The sequence below is a fragment of the Deinococcus aerophilus genome, from assembly GCF_014647075.1.
GTDB lineage: Bacteria > Deinococcota > Deinococci > Deinococcales > Deinococcaceae > Deinococcus > Deinococcus aerophilus.
The window spans coordinates 17307-33332 of the sequence record NZ_BMOM01000014.1 but is presented as its reverse complement, the minus strand read 5'-3'; the positions used below and the strand labels follow the sequence as shown (position 1 = coordinate 33332).

16 protein-coding genes are annotated in these 16026 nt (G+C 69.8%); 10 read left to right on the top strand and 6 right to left on the bottom strand.

All coding sequences use genetic code 11. From position 1 onward, the window contains the following. Window positions 1-69: 69 nt before the first annotated feature. A complete protein-coding gene (gene tyrS, locus IEY21_RS09885) occupies window positions 70-1314 on the bottom strand; it encodes a tyrosine--tRNA ligase (RefSeq protein WP_188903939.1) in 1245 nt (414 codons plus the stop codon). Between the two features lie 194 nt (window positions 1315-1508). Between tyrS and IEY21_RS09880 the strand changes: the two genes are divergently transcribed. From IEY21_RS09880 to IEY21_RS09870, 3 genes are read left to right on the top strand one after another with little or no spacing between them, the layout of a single operon-like run. Beyond that, a complete protein-coding gene (locus IEY21_RS09880; RefSeq protein ID WP_188903937.1) occupies window positions 1509-2087 on the top strand; it encodes an MOSC domain-containing protein in 579 nt (192 codons plus the stop codon). Next, a complete protein-coding gene (locus tag IEY21_RS09875) occupies window positions 2087-2632 on the top strand; it encodes a YqhA family protein (RefSeq protein ID WP_188903934.1) in 546 nt (181 codons plus the stop codon). The genes IEY21_RS09880 and IEY21_RS09875 overlap by 1 nt, the downstream gene beginning before the upstream one ends. Then, the gene (locus IEY21_RS09870) at window positions 2613-3311 is read left to right on the top strand and encodes a tRNA (adenine(22)-N(1))-methyltransferase TrmK (RefSeq protein WP_188903932.1); all 699 of its coding nucleotides are present in this window, start codon (window positions 2613-2615) and stop codon (window positions 3309-3311) included. The genes IEY21_RS09875 and IEY21_RS09870 overlap by 20 nt, the downstream gene beginning before the upstream one ends. A 92-nt stretch (window positions 3312-3403) precedes the next feature. On the opposite strand, the gene IEY21_RS09865 is transcribed toward IEY21_RS09870, so the two are convergent. The 4 genes from IEY21_RS09865 to IEY21_RS09850 all read right to left on the bottom strand — a co-directional run bounded on the left by IEY21_RS09865 (window position 3404) and on the right by IEY21_RS09850 (window position 7591). Further along, a complete protein-coding gene (locus IEY21_RS09865) occupies window positions 3404-4186 on the bottom strand; it encodes a hypothetical protein (RefSeq protein WP_188903930.1) in 783 nt (260 codons plus the stop codon). A gap of 150 nt (window positions 4187-4336) precedes the next feature. After that, window positions 4337-6463 (bottom strand): hypothetical protein, encoded by a 2127-nt coding sequence (locus IEY21_RS09860; protein WP_188903928.1) that lies wholly within the window; start codon window positions 6461-6463, stop codon window positions 4337-4339. Between the two features lie 10 nt (window positions 6464-6473). Further along, window positions 6474-6878, bottom strand: a complete 405-nt coding sequence (locus IEY21_RS09855) for an ExbD/TolR family protein (RefSeq protein WP_188903926.1) — start codon at window positions 6876-6878, stop codon at window positions 6474-6476. Continuing rightward, window positions 6875-7591 carry a MotA/TolQ/ExbB proton channel family protein gene (locus IEY21_RS09850; RefSeq protein ID WP_188903924.1) on the bottom strand — a complete coding sequence of 239 codons (717 nt, stop codon included), beginning with the start codon at window positions 7589-7591 and terminating at the stop codon, window positions 6875-6877. The genes IEY21_RS09855 and IEY21_RS09850 overlap by 4 nt, the downstream gene beginning before the upstream one ends. Before the next feature lie 278 nt (window positions 7592-7869). Here IEY21_RS09850 and IEY21_RS09845 point away from each other — a divergent pair, with 278 nt between their 5' ends. Further along, a complete protein-coding gene (locus IEY21_RS09845; protein ID WP_229753017.1) occupies window positions 7870-9321 on the top strand; it encodes a nitronate monooxygenase in 1452 nt (483 codons plus the stop codon). 77 nt (window positions 9322-9398) lie between these two features. Here the strand turns inward: IEY21_RS09845 and rimO are convergent, their stop codons facing one another. After that, the gene (gene rimO / locus IEY21_RS09840) at window positions 9399-10877 is read right to left on the bottom strand and encodes a 30S ribosomal protein S12 methylthiotransferase RimO (RefSeq protein WP_188903922.1); all 1479 of its coding nucleotides are present in this window, start codon (window positions 10875-10877) and stop codon (window positions 9399-9401) included. A 197-nt stretch (window positions 10878-11074) separates the two neighbouring features. On the opposite strand from rimO, the gene minD reads away from it, so the two are divergent. The 6 genes from minD to IEY21_RS09810 all read left to right on the top strand — a co-directional run bounded on the left by minD (window position 11075) and on the right by IEY21_RS09810 (window position 16026). Then, window positions 11075-11875, top strand: coding sequence for a septum site-determining protein MinD (gene minD / locus IEY21_RS09835; RefSeq protein ID WP_188903920.1), 801 nt, complete (start codon window positions 11075-11077; stop codon window positions 11873-11875). Window position 11876: 1 nt separating this feature from the next. Next, window positions 11877-12128 carry a cell division topological specificity factor MinE gene (gene minE / locus IEY21_RS09830; protein ID WP_188903918.1) on the top strand — a complete coding sequence of 84 codons (252 nt, stop codon included), beginning with the start codon at window positions 11877-11879 and terminating at the stop codon, window positions 12126-12128. Between the two features lie 26 nt (window positions 12129-12154). Further along, window positions 12155-12859 carry a metallophosphoesterase family protein gene (locus IEY21_RS09825; protein ID WP_188903916.1) on the top strand — a complete coding sequence of 235 codons (705 nt, stop codon included), beginning with the start codon at window positions 12155-12157 and terminating at the stop codon, window positions 12857-12859. Window positions 12860-12928: 69 nt separating this feature from the next. Then, on the top strand, window positions 12929-13996 hold the full coding sequence (locus tag IEY21_RS09820; protein WP_188903914.1) for an FtsW/RodA/SpoVE family cell cycle protein: 1068 nt from the start codon (window positions 12929-12931) through the stop codon (window positions 13994-13996). A gap of 61 nt (window positions 13997-14057) precedes the next feature. Further along, window positions 14058-15305 (top strand): MFS transporter, encoded by a 1248-nt coding sequence (locus IEY21_RS09815; RefSeq protein WP_229753016.1) that lies wholly within the window; start codon window positions 14058-14060, stop codon window positions 15303-15305. A 187-nt stretch (window positions 15306-15492) separates the two neighbouring features. Then, window positions 15493-16026 (top strand): SDR family NAD(P)-dependent oxidoreductase, encoded by a 534-nt coding sequence (locus tag IEY21_RS09810; protein ID WP_188903912.1) that lies wholly within the window; start codon window positions 15493-15495, stop codon window positions 16024-16026.

Genomic DNA, 16026 nt, shown 5'->3' with positions numbered 1-16026 from the left:
TGTGGGGGATATAAAGGGCGCGCCCGGCCCTCTTAGCCCCTTTATTTAAACCCGGTCCACACCCCTGACTCAGGAAGACAGGATCAGCCGCGCGAACTTGTCCTTACCCTTCTGGATAACCGTGCCCCCCTCCCGGGCGAGGTCGGCGCGCGTGAGCTGGCCCTGGGGGTCGGGGTACGTCTCGCCGTTGAGTTTGAGGCCGCGGTTCTGGATCAGCTTGCGAGCCGCGCCGTTGCTGGGTTCCAGCCCGGCGAGCACCACCAGCTTGGCCATGCTGATGCGGTTGGTGTCCACGCTGTCGTCCAGCTCTGAGGCGTGCACGGTCACCACCGGGATGTTGTCGGGGATGCCGCCCTTCGCCACGCTGCGGAAGCGTTCCTCGGCGGCGTCCAGATCCGCATCGGAATGGAACCACGCGACGACCTCGCGGGCCAGTTCACGGTGCGCGGCCACCGGGTGCCCGGCGAGCAGTTCCTCGATCCGGGAACGGGGCAGGTCGGTCAGCAGCGTGAAGTAGTTGTCCAGCAGCGCGTCGGGGACCTTCATCAGGCCGGCGAACATGGCGTGGGGTTCATCGGTCAGGCCGATGTAGTTGTCCAGGCTCTTGGACATCTTCTCGCTGCCGTCCAGCCCCACGAGCAGCGGCAGGGTCATCACCACCTGCGCTTCCTGGCCATAGTCGCGCTGCAGCGCCCGGCCCACCAGATTGTTGAACAGCTGATCCGTTCCGCCCAGCTCCACGTCCGCCTCCAGCGCCACCGAGTCGTACCCCTGGGTGACCGGGTACAGCAGCTCGTGCAGGCTGATGGGTGTCCCCGCGTTCAGGCGCTTGGTGAAGTCGTCGCGCTCCAGGATGCGGGCCACCGTGTACTTGCTCGCCAGACGAATCACGTCGGCGTAGCCCATCGGCTCAAGCCACTCACCGTTGTAGCGGATTTCCAGGACCTCCGGCTCGGAGCGCAGGATCAGGCGGCACTGTTCCAGGTAACTCTGGGCGTTGGCACGCGTTTCTTGCAGCGTCAGCGGTGGGCGGGTCTTGGACTTGCCGCTGGGATCGCCGATCATGGCCGTGAAATCCCCGATCAGCATGATCACCTGATGCCCCAGGTCCTGAAACTGCCGCATCTTGCGCAGAATGACCGCGTGGCCCAGGTGCAGGTCCGGGCGGGTGGGGTCGGCGCCCAGCTTGACGCGCAGCGGCTTTCCGGTGCCGAGCTTGCGGCGCAGGTCGTCCTCGCTGACCAGATCGACCACTCCGCGTTTCAGGATCTCGAGCTGCTCGTCGACAGGGACATTCCGGCGAATTTCGTTCATAGGGACTCCGTATAGAACAGAGCGGCGCACAGGCTGGTCTCGCCGGATGCGCCGCTTCGGGATTGGATTTCAGGCTGTGGCTGACCTCCCACCGTTAGCGGCGGGGTCGATATGCACGTCGGGTCAGACGCCTCATGACCCAGAGTGTAGCGCGTCTCTCCGGAAGGAGGGGAGGGGCCGCTAGCATGTCGGACGTGAAGACGATTCATGAGCTGCGCGCGACCTTTCCCCGCCCCGGACGGGTGCAGTGGCTGGGCCTGCGACCGGCCCGCCGCGCGGCGGTGGTTGCCGTGGCTGAGGTCGAGGCGCATCCGCTGGTCGGGCTGATCGGCGACCACGGCAAGACCGCCCCGGGGCGCCTGACGGCCCTGTCCGGTGTTCTGGAGGAAACGACCAGAGCGCCCGCCCAGCCGGTTCCCGGCGGACCCGGCCGGCGGCAGGTCACGCTGATCCAGGCCGAGCATTTTCCGGTGATGGCCGCCCTGACTGGGCAGGCCGAGGTCACGCCGGAACAGCTGCGGCGCAACATCGTGGTCAGCGGCCTGTCGCTGCTTGCCCTCAAGGACGCCCGCTTTCGCATCGGTACGGTGGTGCTGGAGGGCACCGGCGAGTGCCATCCGTGTTCGCGTATGGAGGAGACCCTGGGCCCCGGCGGCTACAACGCGGTGCGCGGCCACGGCGGCCTGACCGCGCGGGTGGTCGTGGGCGGGGTCATCCGGGTGGGCGACACGGTGACGGCCCTGCCGGCCCCTGACCCGGCGGAGCGGGATTGATGGCGCGGAACTCAGCTTCCCGCACGGTGGCGCGGGCCTTCGGGTTCACGCGCCTGATCGTGGAACTGGGCGTGTTCAGTTCGCTGGCCTTCAGCCTGGCCCTGTTCATCGCGGCCATCGTGCAGGCCTACCACACCATCCGTGACGCATTCGAGCATCTGGATGACCCCGAGACCACCAAGCACCTGCTTGTGGCTGCCGTGGAGCAGGCCGATACCCTGCTCGTGGGCGTGGCCCTGCTGATCATCAGTCTGGGGTTGCAGGCGCTGTTTGTGGGCCGGCTTCAGAATGTGCCGGAGTGGCTGCATGTGCGGTCCTTCGACGACCTCAAGCAGAAGTTGCTGGGCGTGGTGGTCACGGCGCTGGCGGTCAACTTCTTTGCGGTGGCGCTGGAGTGGACTGGGGACGCCAGCATCCTGCTGTACGGAGCGGCAGTCGCCGCTGTCATCCTGGCAGTGGGAATCTACAGCCTGGTCCTCAACCGCCTGCATCATCCCCCAGCGCGGACCGAGCCGAGAGAGGGTCATGTCGAATCCCGTTCTTGACGCCCGCCTGGAAGCGGTCAAGCACCTGATCCGGGCCGGGGTTCACGCCGACATCGGCAGCGACCACGCCCGCCTGCCGGTGCGTCTGATCCGGGACGGCCACGCGGCACGCTGCGTCGTGGTGGAACTCAATCCCGGTCCGCTGGAACAGGCCCGGCGCAGCGTCGCCCGGACCCGGTTACAGAACCACATCGAGGTGCGTGAGGGCAACGGTTTTGCGCCCCTGCAGCCCGGCGAGGTGGACAGCGCCAGCGTGTGTGGCATGGGCGCTCATACCATCATGGGCATCCTGAAGCGGGCGGCAGACCGCCTGCCCCCGGCGCTGGTGTTGCAGCCCAACGATTCGGCGCTGTTGCTGCGGCTGTGGGCGCGCGAGGCGGGTTTTCATGTCCGGGCCGAGCGGCTGGTGGCGGGGTACTGGACCTACGCGGTATTGCGACTGGAGCGGGTCGGGGGACCGGATCCAGCGTACGTGGGGCTGCCCACCGCCGCAGCGCTGCGCTACGGCCCCCACCTGCTGCGGGCCGGGGGCGAGCTGCTGCGGCGTCAGGTGGAGGCCGACGTGGCCCGCCTGACGCCGGTGGCCGCGCCGGGCCGCGACTCGTGGACGGAGCTGCATACGGCCCGCACAGCCCTGGACTGGCTGACCGGCGAAGCGGTGCAGGCCGCCGTACTTTGAATGTGCGGGTCCCGGCCTCGCAGGTCTTGTCTTGATCTCAAGGCAACCGCCGTCCGGACACCTGTGCGGTCCGGACGGCGGGGATGGGGAAATTACTGGAAGCTGCCCAGGTCCAGCGTGATGCTGTAAGCGCAGCTGGTATCGGCCTCGGTGCGCAGCAGCAACTCTGCCTTGTCACTGGCTCCCAGGCCGGCCTTGAGTGGCTGGAAGTAATAGACCAGCGTGCCCTGGAAAGGCCCCTTGGCAGGCGCCGCAGTTGCCGTGGTGTTTCCATCTGTGGTGCTCTTGGCCGGGGCCGTTGCGGATACAGGGCCTGGATTTCCGGCAATGTCCATGGGCTTCCAGTCGTTGACATAGGTCGAGCGACTGGGGGCGAGCAACTGGCCATCCTTGCCCTTCAGACGCACCAGATAGGCGCTGCGGGCCTGTTCGGTGGGCAGGCCGCGCACACCCACGTCAATCCGCAGTTCGCCGTTAGGCAACCGTTTGCTCGCATATTCCTCGCCCAGCGCTTCCTTGGCACTCAGATTCTTGAACGAGTCGCGGGCGTCCTGGGCCTGGAAGAACAGCTGATCGGCCTGACCGCTGAGGGTCAGCGAGACGGGGCGGCTGCCCGCGCTGAAATCCTGGGGCGCGGCCACCCAGTTCTGAACGCAGGTGGACCCCCCCTCAAACGCCTTGACCACGTCCTTGCCGGCGGCGAACTGGCCGTCCTTGACACTCAGGTCCACGGTCTGGAAGGTGGGGACCGGTGCGCGGCGGCCATAGGCACCGTCAATCACGGATTTGGCGGTGGACTCGTCCAGCTGGGGTACCCAGGCCAGCGCGGGCGTCGAGAGCAGCATGGTCAGGATCAGAAAGGTGGGTTTACGCATCTTGCACTCCATTGAAGGGGTTGAGGTTGACGGGAAGCTGACGGGCACGTTGGGGGCGTCGGGAGCAAATGAAACGCCGGCAGCAGGAAAGGGGGCCGCCCGCGCAGGGTCCGGACGATTCACAGGTCCAGACCACTGCGGCCCGACGGACTAGTCCTTGAAATACACCACCCGGCACGCCTTGCCCGCCGAACGGAACTGCGCGGCGGCGGCGGGAGACAGAACGGCGTCGGTGAGGTAGTTGCTGCTGGGGGCAAATTTGGTGGGCTTGACGGCCTGGGCCTTGACGCGCGTGACGTTCTTGAACTCGCCCAGTTGCGACTCGCTGGTGACATAGGTCTGCAGGCTGCCTTCCTGCACCAGCTGGCTGCTGACGCCCTGAATCAGCACGGCATCGGGCCACAGCTGGGTGCCGCCCTGATCGAACACAAAGCTCGACTGGGCACGCTGGAAGTTGCCCAGCCCGCGCACGTCGACGACCACCGTGCAGTTCAGCAGGCGGTCCTCGCTGCCGCCGCTGCCGCCGCCCCCCCCGCCGGCGCGGGCGCTGATGCCCCCCGCACTGCCCGCGCCGCCCCCACCGGCGGCCTCGCCACCCGAGGAGCCATTGCCGGCGCCGCCCCCCGCTGCGCCGCCCGCCACGCCGGGCCGGGCCGCGGCGGGGGCCGTGCCCTGAGCGCCCTGGGCACTGCCCGCCTGCCCGGAGCCGGGTTGACCGGTCCCCGCGCCACGTCCGCTGGCCGGGGCGCCCGTGTCCGGACTGCCTCCGGTTCCCGTGCTTGATCCACCGGCCGATTCACGGGGGGCAGCGGGTGCGCCGGAAGTCACGCCTCCACTGCCCGCCGTGCCGCGTGAGGGGGCCTGGGCCGGGACGCCGGGTGAGGTGGTGGCCCCTGTGTCGTCTCGGGCCACGGCCGGGGCGGTGCCCGCCTGGGTGCCGGCGGGCGCCCCTGGCGTTTCGTCGGGCCGGGGCGTCGCGGCGGGGGCCGGGCTGCTTGCGTCCCCGCCTGCTCCCCGCGTCGCCGTGGGGGCGGGGGTCGGAGTGGCCGCTGCCGCCGGAGCCGACGTGCGGCTGGGGACCGAGGCCACCGGGGCGGGCACAGGGGTGGTGGGCGTATCGGTCACGCTGCCGGCCCGTCCGGCCTGGGCCTGTGGGGTGACCGGCACCGGGGTGGGGCGCGAAGTGACCGGCGCGGCGGGAGCGGCGGCCTGGGGCGCACTGCTCGCCTGCGGGCGGGCGGGAATGCGGGCCACCGGATCGGCGCTGGGGGCCGCCTGGTCGGCCGGGTCCCGCGCCGTGGCCCGCGCGGGGGCCGGGGCCTCGCTGGCGGTCGCCTGACCGCGGGCCGGCGCGCTGGACTCCGCAGCACTCTGCGGCGCGGCGTCCTCGCGGCGGGGCAGCGCAGTCACCGCCTCGGGCTGGGGCGCGGGCGCGGCGGGGGCTGCCTGGACCGGCTCGGCGGGCGTCTCGGGGGCCGCCGTGCGGGCCTGCGGCTCCACGCTGCCCACCTCGGGCGTCGTGACCCGCTGCGGCGCGGCCTCGGGGGCCGGCTGCGGCGAGGGGGCCTCGGGGGTGGTGGCCGGGCTGCGGGCCGGGGCGGGTGCCTCGGCGGTGGGCTGGGTCGCGGGCGTGCGCTCGGCGGGCGTGGCCTGCACAGGCTGGGCAGGGTTGGGCTGGGCCTGCGCCCGTGCGGGGGCACTGGGGGCCGGCGCCGCCGCCGGCGTCCGGGCCTGTACTGCGGGGGCCCGTACGGCCGCCGGAGCCGCCGGCGTCGGGGCCGGCCGCGGAATGGCGGCGGGCGTCTCGGCCGGCCGGGGCGTCGGCGCAGGCGAGGGCGCCCGGACCTGTGCGGGGGGTGCGGAGGGCTGTGGTGCTGGCGTGGGCGGGGCCGGTTGAACGCTGGGGGTCGGAGCAGGCGGAGGCGTGGGGGCCGGTTTGACCGCCGGGGGAGTGGGCGGTTTGGGAGGCGTGGCGGGTTTGGTGGCCGCCGGTTTGGGCGTTGGCGGTTTGGGTGCTGGGGGTTTCACCGGGGTGGGGGCCACTGGAGGCCTGGCCACCGGCACCGGGGAGCTCGCGGTGGGGGGTGGGGCCAGCGTCACGACCTCCAGGGGAGTCCGCAGCGGGTCGGGCGTGGTCTGAACCACCGGCTGATGCGGGCGCAGCAGCAGCAGCCCGGAGAGCAGGGCCGCGTGCAGCCCCAGGGTCGCGGCCACCGCGCGGAAGCGTTCGCGTTTTTCGGGAGCGGGCAGGGAAGACCCGGGAGACAGGACGGTCATGGGCCCACCCTCATGGAGTGGGCCTCGTACCCAGGGCCAGCCGCTCGCCCCCGGCCTGCTTGATCACGTCCATCACGCGCACGACGGTGCCGTAGCTGCCCCGCTCGTCGGCGCGCAGCCCCACCACGCCGGCCGAGGTGCCGAGCAGGGGCTTGAGCTGCCCGCCCAGCTTGGTCAGGGTGGTTTCCTGGCCGTTCAGAAACAGCTTGCCGGCCCGGTCCACGCTCACGATGGGCAGTTCGGGCGTCTCCTGCACGGTGGTGCTTGCGCGCGGCAGGTCCAGCGGCAGGGCATTCTGGCGGGCTCCCAGGCTGCTCGTCAGGAAGAAGAAGATCAGCAGCAGCAGCACCACATCCACCATCGGCGCGAAATCGAAGGTCACGCCGTCCCCACCGTCTCGCAGCCGCCGTCTCACCGGCCATTCCCGGAGGGCAGCGGGGTGACCGGCACCGCTCCGTCAAAGTTGAAGGCCATTTCCGGCACGTGACCCCCGGCCCGATGTGGCCTGTGGCCTTCCGGGCGCAGCAGCCAGCCGGGCAGGTCCTCACGCACCCGTTCGGCCTGCACGGCGATGCGGTCGGCGCGGGCGCGCAGCGCGTTGCGGGCCACGTACGCGATGATCGCCACGATCAGGCCGCCCGCTGTGTTCACCAGCGCCTCGCTGATGCCGGTGGCGAGCTGCGCGGGCGTGGGAGCGGCGTTCTGGCTGAAGACCAGGAACGAGCGGACCATCCCGATCACCGTGCCGAGCAACCCGAGCAGCGGAGCGATCTGTGCGGAGGTGCCCAGCGCACTGAGGCCCGCGTACAGCCGGGCATCCTCGGCGAGCAGCGCCGACTGCATGGCGGCTCCGGCCGCGTCCACTCCGCGGTCGGCGCGGCTCAGGCCAGCGCGCAGCACGTTGGCGGCGGGCGAGGGATGGCCCGCGCGGTCCACCTCGGCCAGGGCCGCGCCGGGCCCGCTCTCAGCGGTCACGGCCCGCGCCCGCTCGATCAGCGCGGTGGCGTCCTGCCCCAGCCGGGACAGCACCTGCGCGCGAACCACCGCGAGGTAAACGACATACAGCGACAGGGCCAGCAACACCCACAGCAGCGGCCCGGCAGCGCGGGCGAGATCAAGGACATTCATTGTTCCAACGGGTAGCACGCCCACACGTGGCAAGCGTGAAAAAGCAGTGCGCGCGCCTCATCTGGCTCCTGGCCAGCCCTGGGGGACGGTGGGGTGGGCCAGTTCCTTTTGACCGCGTTCCAACCCGGGCGGCATCCTCGGGAAGGGGGGGATACTGCAGGCATTCAGATGGAGGGCATGCAGATGGGGGGCAGCCTTCCAGAACAGCGCCTGCCCCCCACGCCCTGGGATCTCCAGCCGCTTCGTCGCCCGTTCGGGCGTTTCAAAGGGTCTACACCATGATGCAAACCACCGCTGTTTTCGAACCTACCGGCTCCACCTCCACCCTGCCTCAGATCATTCAGGGCGGCATGGGCGTGGGCATCTCGCACTGGGGCTTGGCCCGGGCCGTCTCGGGCGTGGGGCAACTGGGCATCGTGTCGTGCACCGGCATCGACAACGTGCTGGTGCGCCGCCTGCAGGACGGCGATTCGGGAGGGCACGTGCGCCGCGCGCTGGCCGCCTACCCCAACCAGGAGCGCGTGGAAAAGGTGCTGCGCATGTATTTCCTGCCTGCGGGCCGTGAGCCAGGACAGGCGTACCGCCGCGTGCCGCTGCCCACCGTGACCAAGCACGGGGCCGCGTGGGAACTCGGCGTGATGGGCAGCTTCGTGGAGGTCTTTCTCGCGCGTGAGGGCCACGATAACCCGGTGGGCGTGAACCTGCTCACCAAGCTGCAACTGCACACCGTTCCCGCCCTGTACGGCTCCATGCTCGCCGGGGCCGACGTTGTGATCATGGGGGCCGGTATTCCCCGCGAGATTCCGGGGGTGCTGGACGCCTTCGCGGCGGGCGGCCCGGCCTCGATCAAGCTGGACGTCAAGGGCGGGGACGCCGTCACCCTGACCTTCGATCCGGCCGAGTATGGGCTGGAGCGGCGCGAGTTGAAGCGTCCGAAGTTCTACCCGATTGTGACCTCGCACATTCTGGCGGGCGTGCTGATGAAGAAGGCCAGCGGCTCGGTCGAGGGTTTTGTGATCGAGGGCCCCACCGCCGGCGGCCACAACGCTCCCCCCCGCGGACAGCCCACCTTCGACGAGATCGGCCAGCCGGTGTACGGCGAGCGGGACATTGCCGATCTCGATGAGATGAAGAAGCTGGGCCTGCCGTTCTGGCTCGCGGGCAGCCGGGCGACTCCGGAGGCCCTCGCCGAGGCGCTGGAACGCGGCGCGGCGGGCATTCAGGTCGGCACGCTGTTCGCGTATTGCGCCGACAGCGGCCTGCGCGACGACCTGCGTCAGCGGGTGCATGGTCTGACCAAGGAGGGCGGTGTGGACGTGTATACCGATCCGCTGGCCTCGCCCACCGGCTTTCCCTTCAAGGTGGTGCAGGTGGACGGCACGCTCGCCCGCCCGGAGCTGTATGCCGAGCGCCCCCGCGTGTGCGACATCGGCTACCTGCGCGAGGCGTATGCCGGTGAGGACGGCAAGACCGGCCTGCGCTGCGCCGCCGAACCGGTGGACGCCTACGTGTCCAAGGGCGGCAAGGTCGAGGACACCGTGGGCCGCAAGTGCCTGTGCAACGCCCTGATGACCGACGCGGGCTACGCCCAGGTTCAGAAGGGTGGGTATGTGGAAGATTCGCTGATCACCAGCGGGGACAGCCTGAACGACATCGCCGCGTGGCCGCGTGGCTACCGGGCAGAAGATGTGGTGGAGTACCTGCTGGGGCGGTATCAGCCGGGGGCCTGAGCACAGGCAAAGTAGAAAAACGGTGGTGGCCGCCCTTCGTTGAGGCGGCCGCCACCGTTCTGGGGTTCATGCCGGGTTCAGTGGTGCCCCCCGAAGTGCCCCAGCTGCGGCACGTTCGGTTTCCACTCGGGGCGCTCCACGACCTCACCGAACAGGTCGTATTCGTCACTGTCCTCAATCCGGACCCGCACGATGTCGCCGATCTTGATCTGACCCGCGAAGTCGCCCGCGAACAGGTAGACCTGACCGTCAATGCCCGGCGCGTCTCCCTTGGTGCGTCCGATCAGGCGGGTGCCCGGTGCGTCGTCCTCGTCGTCGTTGAATTCGTCGATGATCACGTCCATCACGCGGCCCACCTTCTCGGCCAGCCGCTCGGTGCTGATGCGCTGGGCGACCTCCATGAAGCGGGCCAGCCGCTCCTGCTTCACATCCTCGGGTACGGGGTCGGGCAGGGTGTTGGCGTCGGCCTCCTCCACATCCGAGTATACGAAGGCGCCCACACGGTCCAGACGGGCGTCTTCCAGGAAGGTCAGCAGTTCCTGGAACTCCTCTTCCGTCTCGCCGGGAAAGCCCACGATAAAGGTGCTGCGGATGGTGAGTTCGGGGCAGATGCCGCGCCAGCGCCGGATGGTATCCAGTTGTTTGCCCGCGCCGGGCCGCCGCATCAGCCGCAGGATGCGCGGCGAGGCGTGCTGCAGCGGTACGTCCAGGTACGGCAGGATCTTGCCCTGCGCCATCAGTTCCACAATCCGGTCCACGTGCGGGTACGGGTAGACGTAGTGCATGCGCACCCACGCGCCCATCTCGCCCAGCTTCTCGGCCAGGTCGGTGAGGTGGGCGCGGACCTGCCCCCCCTGAAACTCGGATTCGCGGTAACGCACATCCACCCCGTAGGCGCTGGTGTCCTGCGAGATCACCATCAGTTCCTTGGTGCCGCCGGCGATCAGGCGGAAGGACTCGTACAGCACCGCGCCCGCGTCACGCGAGACCTGCTTGCCGCGCAGCTTGGGAATGATGCAGAACGCGCAGGTGTGGTTGCAGCCCTCGGCGATCTTGACGTAGGCGTAGTGCCGGGGCGTGAGCTTGACGCTGGGAGCGAACACGTCGCCGTGCCGGGTGGCCTCGCGCTCGGGGCGCATGCCGGGGGCGGCCACCGGCAGCACGCCGGTGAACTCATCCGTTTCGATCGGCAACAGTTCGCGCACATGCCGCATCACGTCGTCCACCGCCTCGCTGCCGGTGATGGCCGCGACCTTGGGGTGCCGTTCCAGAATCTTCTCGGGGCGCTCGCCCAAGCAACCGGTCACGATCACGCGGCCGGTGGCGTCCAGCGCCTCACCGATGGCGCTCAGCGACTCCTCCACGGCGGGCGTGATGAAGCCGCAGGTGTTGACGATCACGGCGTCTGCGCCCTCATAGCTGTCGGCGACCTCGTAGCCCTCCACGCGCAGCTGGGTCAGGATTCGTTCGCTGTCCACCAGCGCCTTGGGGCAGCCCAGGCTGATGAACCCCACTTTTTGAGCCACTTTCTGCCCGGCCGCTTCTTGGGTGCCCACGTGTGTGGGCGACAGTATATTCGTCACATTCACTCCCTGGCCCGCTGTCCTGCCCGCGTACCTGATTCCTGCCACCCGTCCGGATGAACGGGGAGGTTCCAGCCAAGCAGTGTACAGGGCCGCTGCCGGGGCCGGATAGGACCGGTCTTACACGGTGCCCTCCCGGTCTTTGCGTCCACGCGCTACACTGCGCGGCAATGGACGCCAAGGCAATTGTGGTCACGTCGGGCAAGGGTGGCGTGGGAAAAACCACGACCACCGCGAATATCGGGGCGGCGCTCGCCCGGCTGGGAGAGAAGGTCGCGGTGATTGACGTGGACGTGGGTCTGCGCAACCTCGATGTGGTCATGGGGCTGGAATCGCGGGTGGTCTTCGACCTGATCGACGTGCTGGAGGGCAAGTGCCGCATGAGTCAGGCACTGATCCGCGACAAGCGCGTGGAGAACCTGTACCTGCTGCCCGCCAGCCAGACCCGCGACAAGGACGCCTTGGACCCCGAGGTGTTCAAGGGCGTGGTCCAGGGGCTGATCGAGGATGAAAAATTCGACCGCATCCTGATCGACTCGCCCGCCGGGATCGAGTCGGGCTTCCGGACCGCCGCCGCCCCCGCGTCGGGTGCGCTGGTGGTCGTCAACCCCGAGGTGTCCAGCGTGCGCGACGCCGACCGCATCATCGGTCTGCTCGAAGCCCAGCAGATCACCGAGATCCGGCTGGTCATCAACCGCCTGCGCCCCAAGATGGTCGCGAGCGGCAACATGCTCAGCGAGGCCGACATCCTCGACATTCTGGGCGTCAAACCCATCGGAATCATTCCCGAGGACGAGGGCATCATCGTCAGCACAAACGTGGGTGAACCCGCCGTGCTGGGCAAGACCAAGGCGGGTGAGGCCTTCATGTCGACCGCCCGCCGCCTGAAGGGGGAGACCGTGCCGTATCCCAAATTCGAGGAGGAGGGCGGGTTCCTGGCCGCCCTGCGCCGTCTGTTCGGGGGGGCCTGACATGTTTTCCTGGCTCAAGCGCGGACGGACCAAGGAAACCCTGAAAGACCGCCTGGAACTGGTGCTCGCCTACGACCGCGCCCAGATTCCGCCCGGCAAGGTGGAAGCCCTGCGCAACGATCTGCTGGAAGTGGTGCGGCGCTACTTTCCCACCGGCCACAGCAGCATTGAGATCGAGCAGCGCGGCGACATGGTGGTGCTGCTCGCCAACATCCCCATCGACGAGAACGCGCCGGGCCGTGGCCCGGTCTGAGCCTTCTGTCCCCACGGTGAGCTGACATGCGTCTGGCCGTGCTCTCCGACGTTCATGGCAACGTCTACGCGCTGGAGGCGGTGCTCGCCGACATCCGCGCCGCCGCGCCGGACGCCGTGTACAACCTGGGCGATACGGTGTGGGGCGGGGCAGACCCGGCCCGCGCGTGGGCGGAGCAGCTGGAACATGCCCCGCCCACCGTGCGCGGCAACACCGACGAGACGGTGGCCGGCTGGCACGCAGGCCGCGCCGAGCACTGGCGGGAGTGGGTGGTTGCCCAACTGCCCCCGGAAGTGCCCGGCGTGCTGGGCCGGTTGCCCACCACTGCCGAGGCCGCGGGCGGCGAGCTGCTGCTCGCGCATGGCAGCCTGCACAGCGCCTGGGACGCCCTGTTCGTGAACCGGTCCGGCGGCGCGGCGTCCCCCGACGAATTGCTGGAACAGGTGGGCAGCTGGCCGCGGGCGCGGGTGGTCGTCGTCGGTCACACCCACCGCGAACAGGTGGCGTGCGCAGACGGCGTGACCTTCGTGAATGTGGGTCCGGTGTCGCGGCAGTTGCAGGGTGATCCGGCGGCGCGCTGGGCCCTGCTGGAGCGGCGCGGCCCGCTGTGGAACGTCACCTTTCGCCGCACCGCATACGACGTGGAGGCCGCCGCCGCGTGGGCGCTGGCGCACTGCCCCGACGGCGAGAAGGAGGCCGGGCAGCTGCGGCGGGGCCGGCCCGTGGCCTGACTCCTCACGCGGCCCGAGAACTTACTTCCCTCAGCCCCGCAGACCCTACCCTGAGGGGGTGAGGCTGCCTTGAAATACGACCTGCGTTTTCCCCTGATCGTCGCGGCGCTGCTCGCCGTGGGGCTGCTCACCGTGAGCACCGCCGCGCTGTCGCCGCGCGCCTCGGACGGCATCCTGACCAAACAGCTGATCGGCGTGGCGCTCGCCGCCGTGCCACTGGCGCTGCTGTGGTGGGCGGGCCGCGACCGCATTTACGCCTTTGCGCCGTGGCTGTTTGGCTTCGCGCTGTTGCTGCAGGCGAGCACCTTCGTGATCGGCCGGGACGTGAACGGTCAGCAGAACTGGATCGTGATCGGGCCGGTGCAGTTTCAGCCGCTGGAACTGCTGAAGCTGGCCCTGATCCTGATGCTCGCCCTGACGCTCAGGGCGGGCTACACGGGCCTGCGCACATACCTGATGGCCCTGGCCGTGTTTTTGCCGGCCCTGGGGCTGGTGGTCGTGCAGGATTTCGGCGGAGCGCTGGTGCTCGCCGCCATCTTCGGAGTGATGCTGCTCGCGGCCCGCATTCCGTGGTGGCACGCGCTGCTGGCGCTGCTGCTTGTGGGGGCCGCAGTGCCCACGGTGCTGTACCCGCACCTCGAGCCGTACCAGCAAAAGCGCCTCACCATCTTTCTCGATCCCTATCAGGACCCGCGCGGCGCTGGATATCAGGTCATTCAGAGCACCATCGCGGTCGGCTCGGGCGGAATCCAGGGCAAGGGCTACAAGCAGGGCAGCCAGTCGCACAACGGCTTTCTGCCCGAGGCGCACACCGACTTTGCCTTCAGCACCTGGGCCGAGGAACAGGGCCTGATCGGTGGGTTGGCCGTGCTGCTGCTGTACGGCGCGCTGTTCTGGGGTCTGGCGAGCATGGCGGGTGATTCTCCCCGGCTGCAGGATCAGGTGCTGTTCGCCGGGGTGCTGGGGCAACTGGGCTTTCAGGTGCTGGAGAACATCGGGGCGGCCCTGGGGGTGCTGCCCCTGACCGGCATCACCCTGCCGCTGATCAGCTACGGCCTGAGCAGCCTGCTCAGCACGCTGGCAACCCTGGGCGTGGCGTATGTGGTCTACCGCGACCGCTTCGAGGGCTCGATCTGAGCGTTCCGCCGGACGGGACCGTGTTCCTGCGGCGGCAGGCGACCGGGATATGGTGACGCCCGTGACCGTTGCGGCGCCCCCGACCCCCGCCCCACCAGCCCCGCCCCCGCCGCTGCGCCTGTCCGGGGCGCAGCTGGGACTGATCGTCGCCAACTTTCTGATGTGGGGCGGCTTCTTCGCCGTGATTCCGCTGGTGACGGTGCATTTTGCCGGGTCGGTGGCGTCCGGGGGGCTGGGCTGGGCGGCGGCGAGCGTGGGGCTGGTGCTGGGCCTGCGGCAGCTCACCCAGCAGGGCCTGACGGTGCTGGGCGGCGCCTGGGCCGACCGGGTGGGGCCCAAGCCGCTGATTCTGGCCGGGTGTGTGCTGCGCTCGCTGGGCTTCGCCTGGATGGCCTTCAGCGGTTCTCTGCCTGAACTGCTCGCCTCGGCGCTGCTCGCCGGCATCGGGGGCGGGCTGTTCGATGCTCCCAAGAGTGCGGCCATCACTGCCGTGACCCGCCCGGAGCACCGCACGCGGATGTTCAGTCTGGCGAGCATCTCCGGGAACCTGGGCATGGTCACCGGCCCCCTGATCGGCGCGGCGCTGCTGGGCCTGGGCTTTCAGGTGGCGGCCCTGGCCTCGGCGAGCGTGTACCTGCTTGCTGCCGCCCTGATGGGCCTGACCCTGCCGCATGTACGCCCCCCGCGTCGCCCCCCCGGCAGCGGCATGGCCGGACTGCGCGCCGCCGCCGCCAACGTGCCCTTTCGCCGCTTCACGCTGGTTCTGGTCGGCTACTTTCTGCTCAGCACGCAGATCAACGTGGCCGTGACCCTCAAGGCGATTGCGTTGGCCGGCCCGCAGGCGACGGGGCCGCTGTACGCGGTATCGGCGGGGCTCGCGGTGGCGCTGCAATACCCGCTGCTGCGGCTGGCCGAGCGGTATCTGCGCGTGCGCACGGTCCTGACGCTGGCGGTGGGCACCGTGGGGCTGGCCCTGGGGCTGATGGCCCTGGTCTCCAGCTTCGGTGCGCTGCTGCTGTGCGTGGCCCTGTACAGCCTGGGCACCATGCTCGTGTATCCCACCCAGCAGACCCTGACCGCCCGTTTCGCTCCCCCCGAACAGGTGGGCAGCTACTTCGGCTTCAGCGCCATCAGCCTGGGGCTGGGTGGGGCGCTGGGCAGCGTGCTGGGGGGCTGGCTCATCGACACCGGCGCGCGGGTGGGCCTGCCGGCCGCGCCGTGGCTGATCCTGGCGGCCACCGGCCTGGTCACCGCCTGGGGGCTGCGCTGGGCGCTGCGTGATCTGGCCCCGGCGCCCTCTGCGGCCTGAGCCTGCCTGACCACAGGCGGATCAACGGTCAGGCGGCACCCATGCCCGCGCGGTACCGTGGAGGGGTCGGGGGACCCCAACGGTCCACCGGACGGGCACGGCCCACGGAGGTGTTGATGAACATCCCGAATTCTGTGTTCACCCCCGGTGAAGCGTGCATGCGTCGCGCCCCCGCGCGGGGTCCGGTATGACTTCGGCCGCGCCACGAAGTGACTCACTGAGCGGGCCGCTGGACGGTCAGGTCGCGCTGGTCACCGGAGCCTCACGCGGCCTGGGACGGGCCACCGCGCTGGAACTGGCGGCGGCGGGCGCGCACGTCCTTTGCACGGCGCGCAGCACGCGTGGCCACAGCACGCAGCCCCGGCTTCCGGACACCACGGTGGACGACACGGCCGACGCCATCCGCGCCGCAGGCGGCCGCGCCGAAGCTCTGCGGTGTGACCACACCGATCCCGCACAGGTGGACGCCCTGATGCTCCGGATTGCCGAACGCTGGGGACGCCTGGACCTGCTGGTGAACAATGCGTGGGGAGGCCATGATCCGCTGGGGGACGCGCCCACGGGCACACCCGGCACCGATCCGGAAGTCTGGGACGAGCCGCCCGAACAGCTCCGGCACATGCTGCTCGCCGGAGCGTACAGCGATTACCTGACGGGTCTGCTGGCCCTCAAGCATCTGCTGGGACCCGCCGGACACGGCATGATCGTCAACACCACCTGA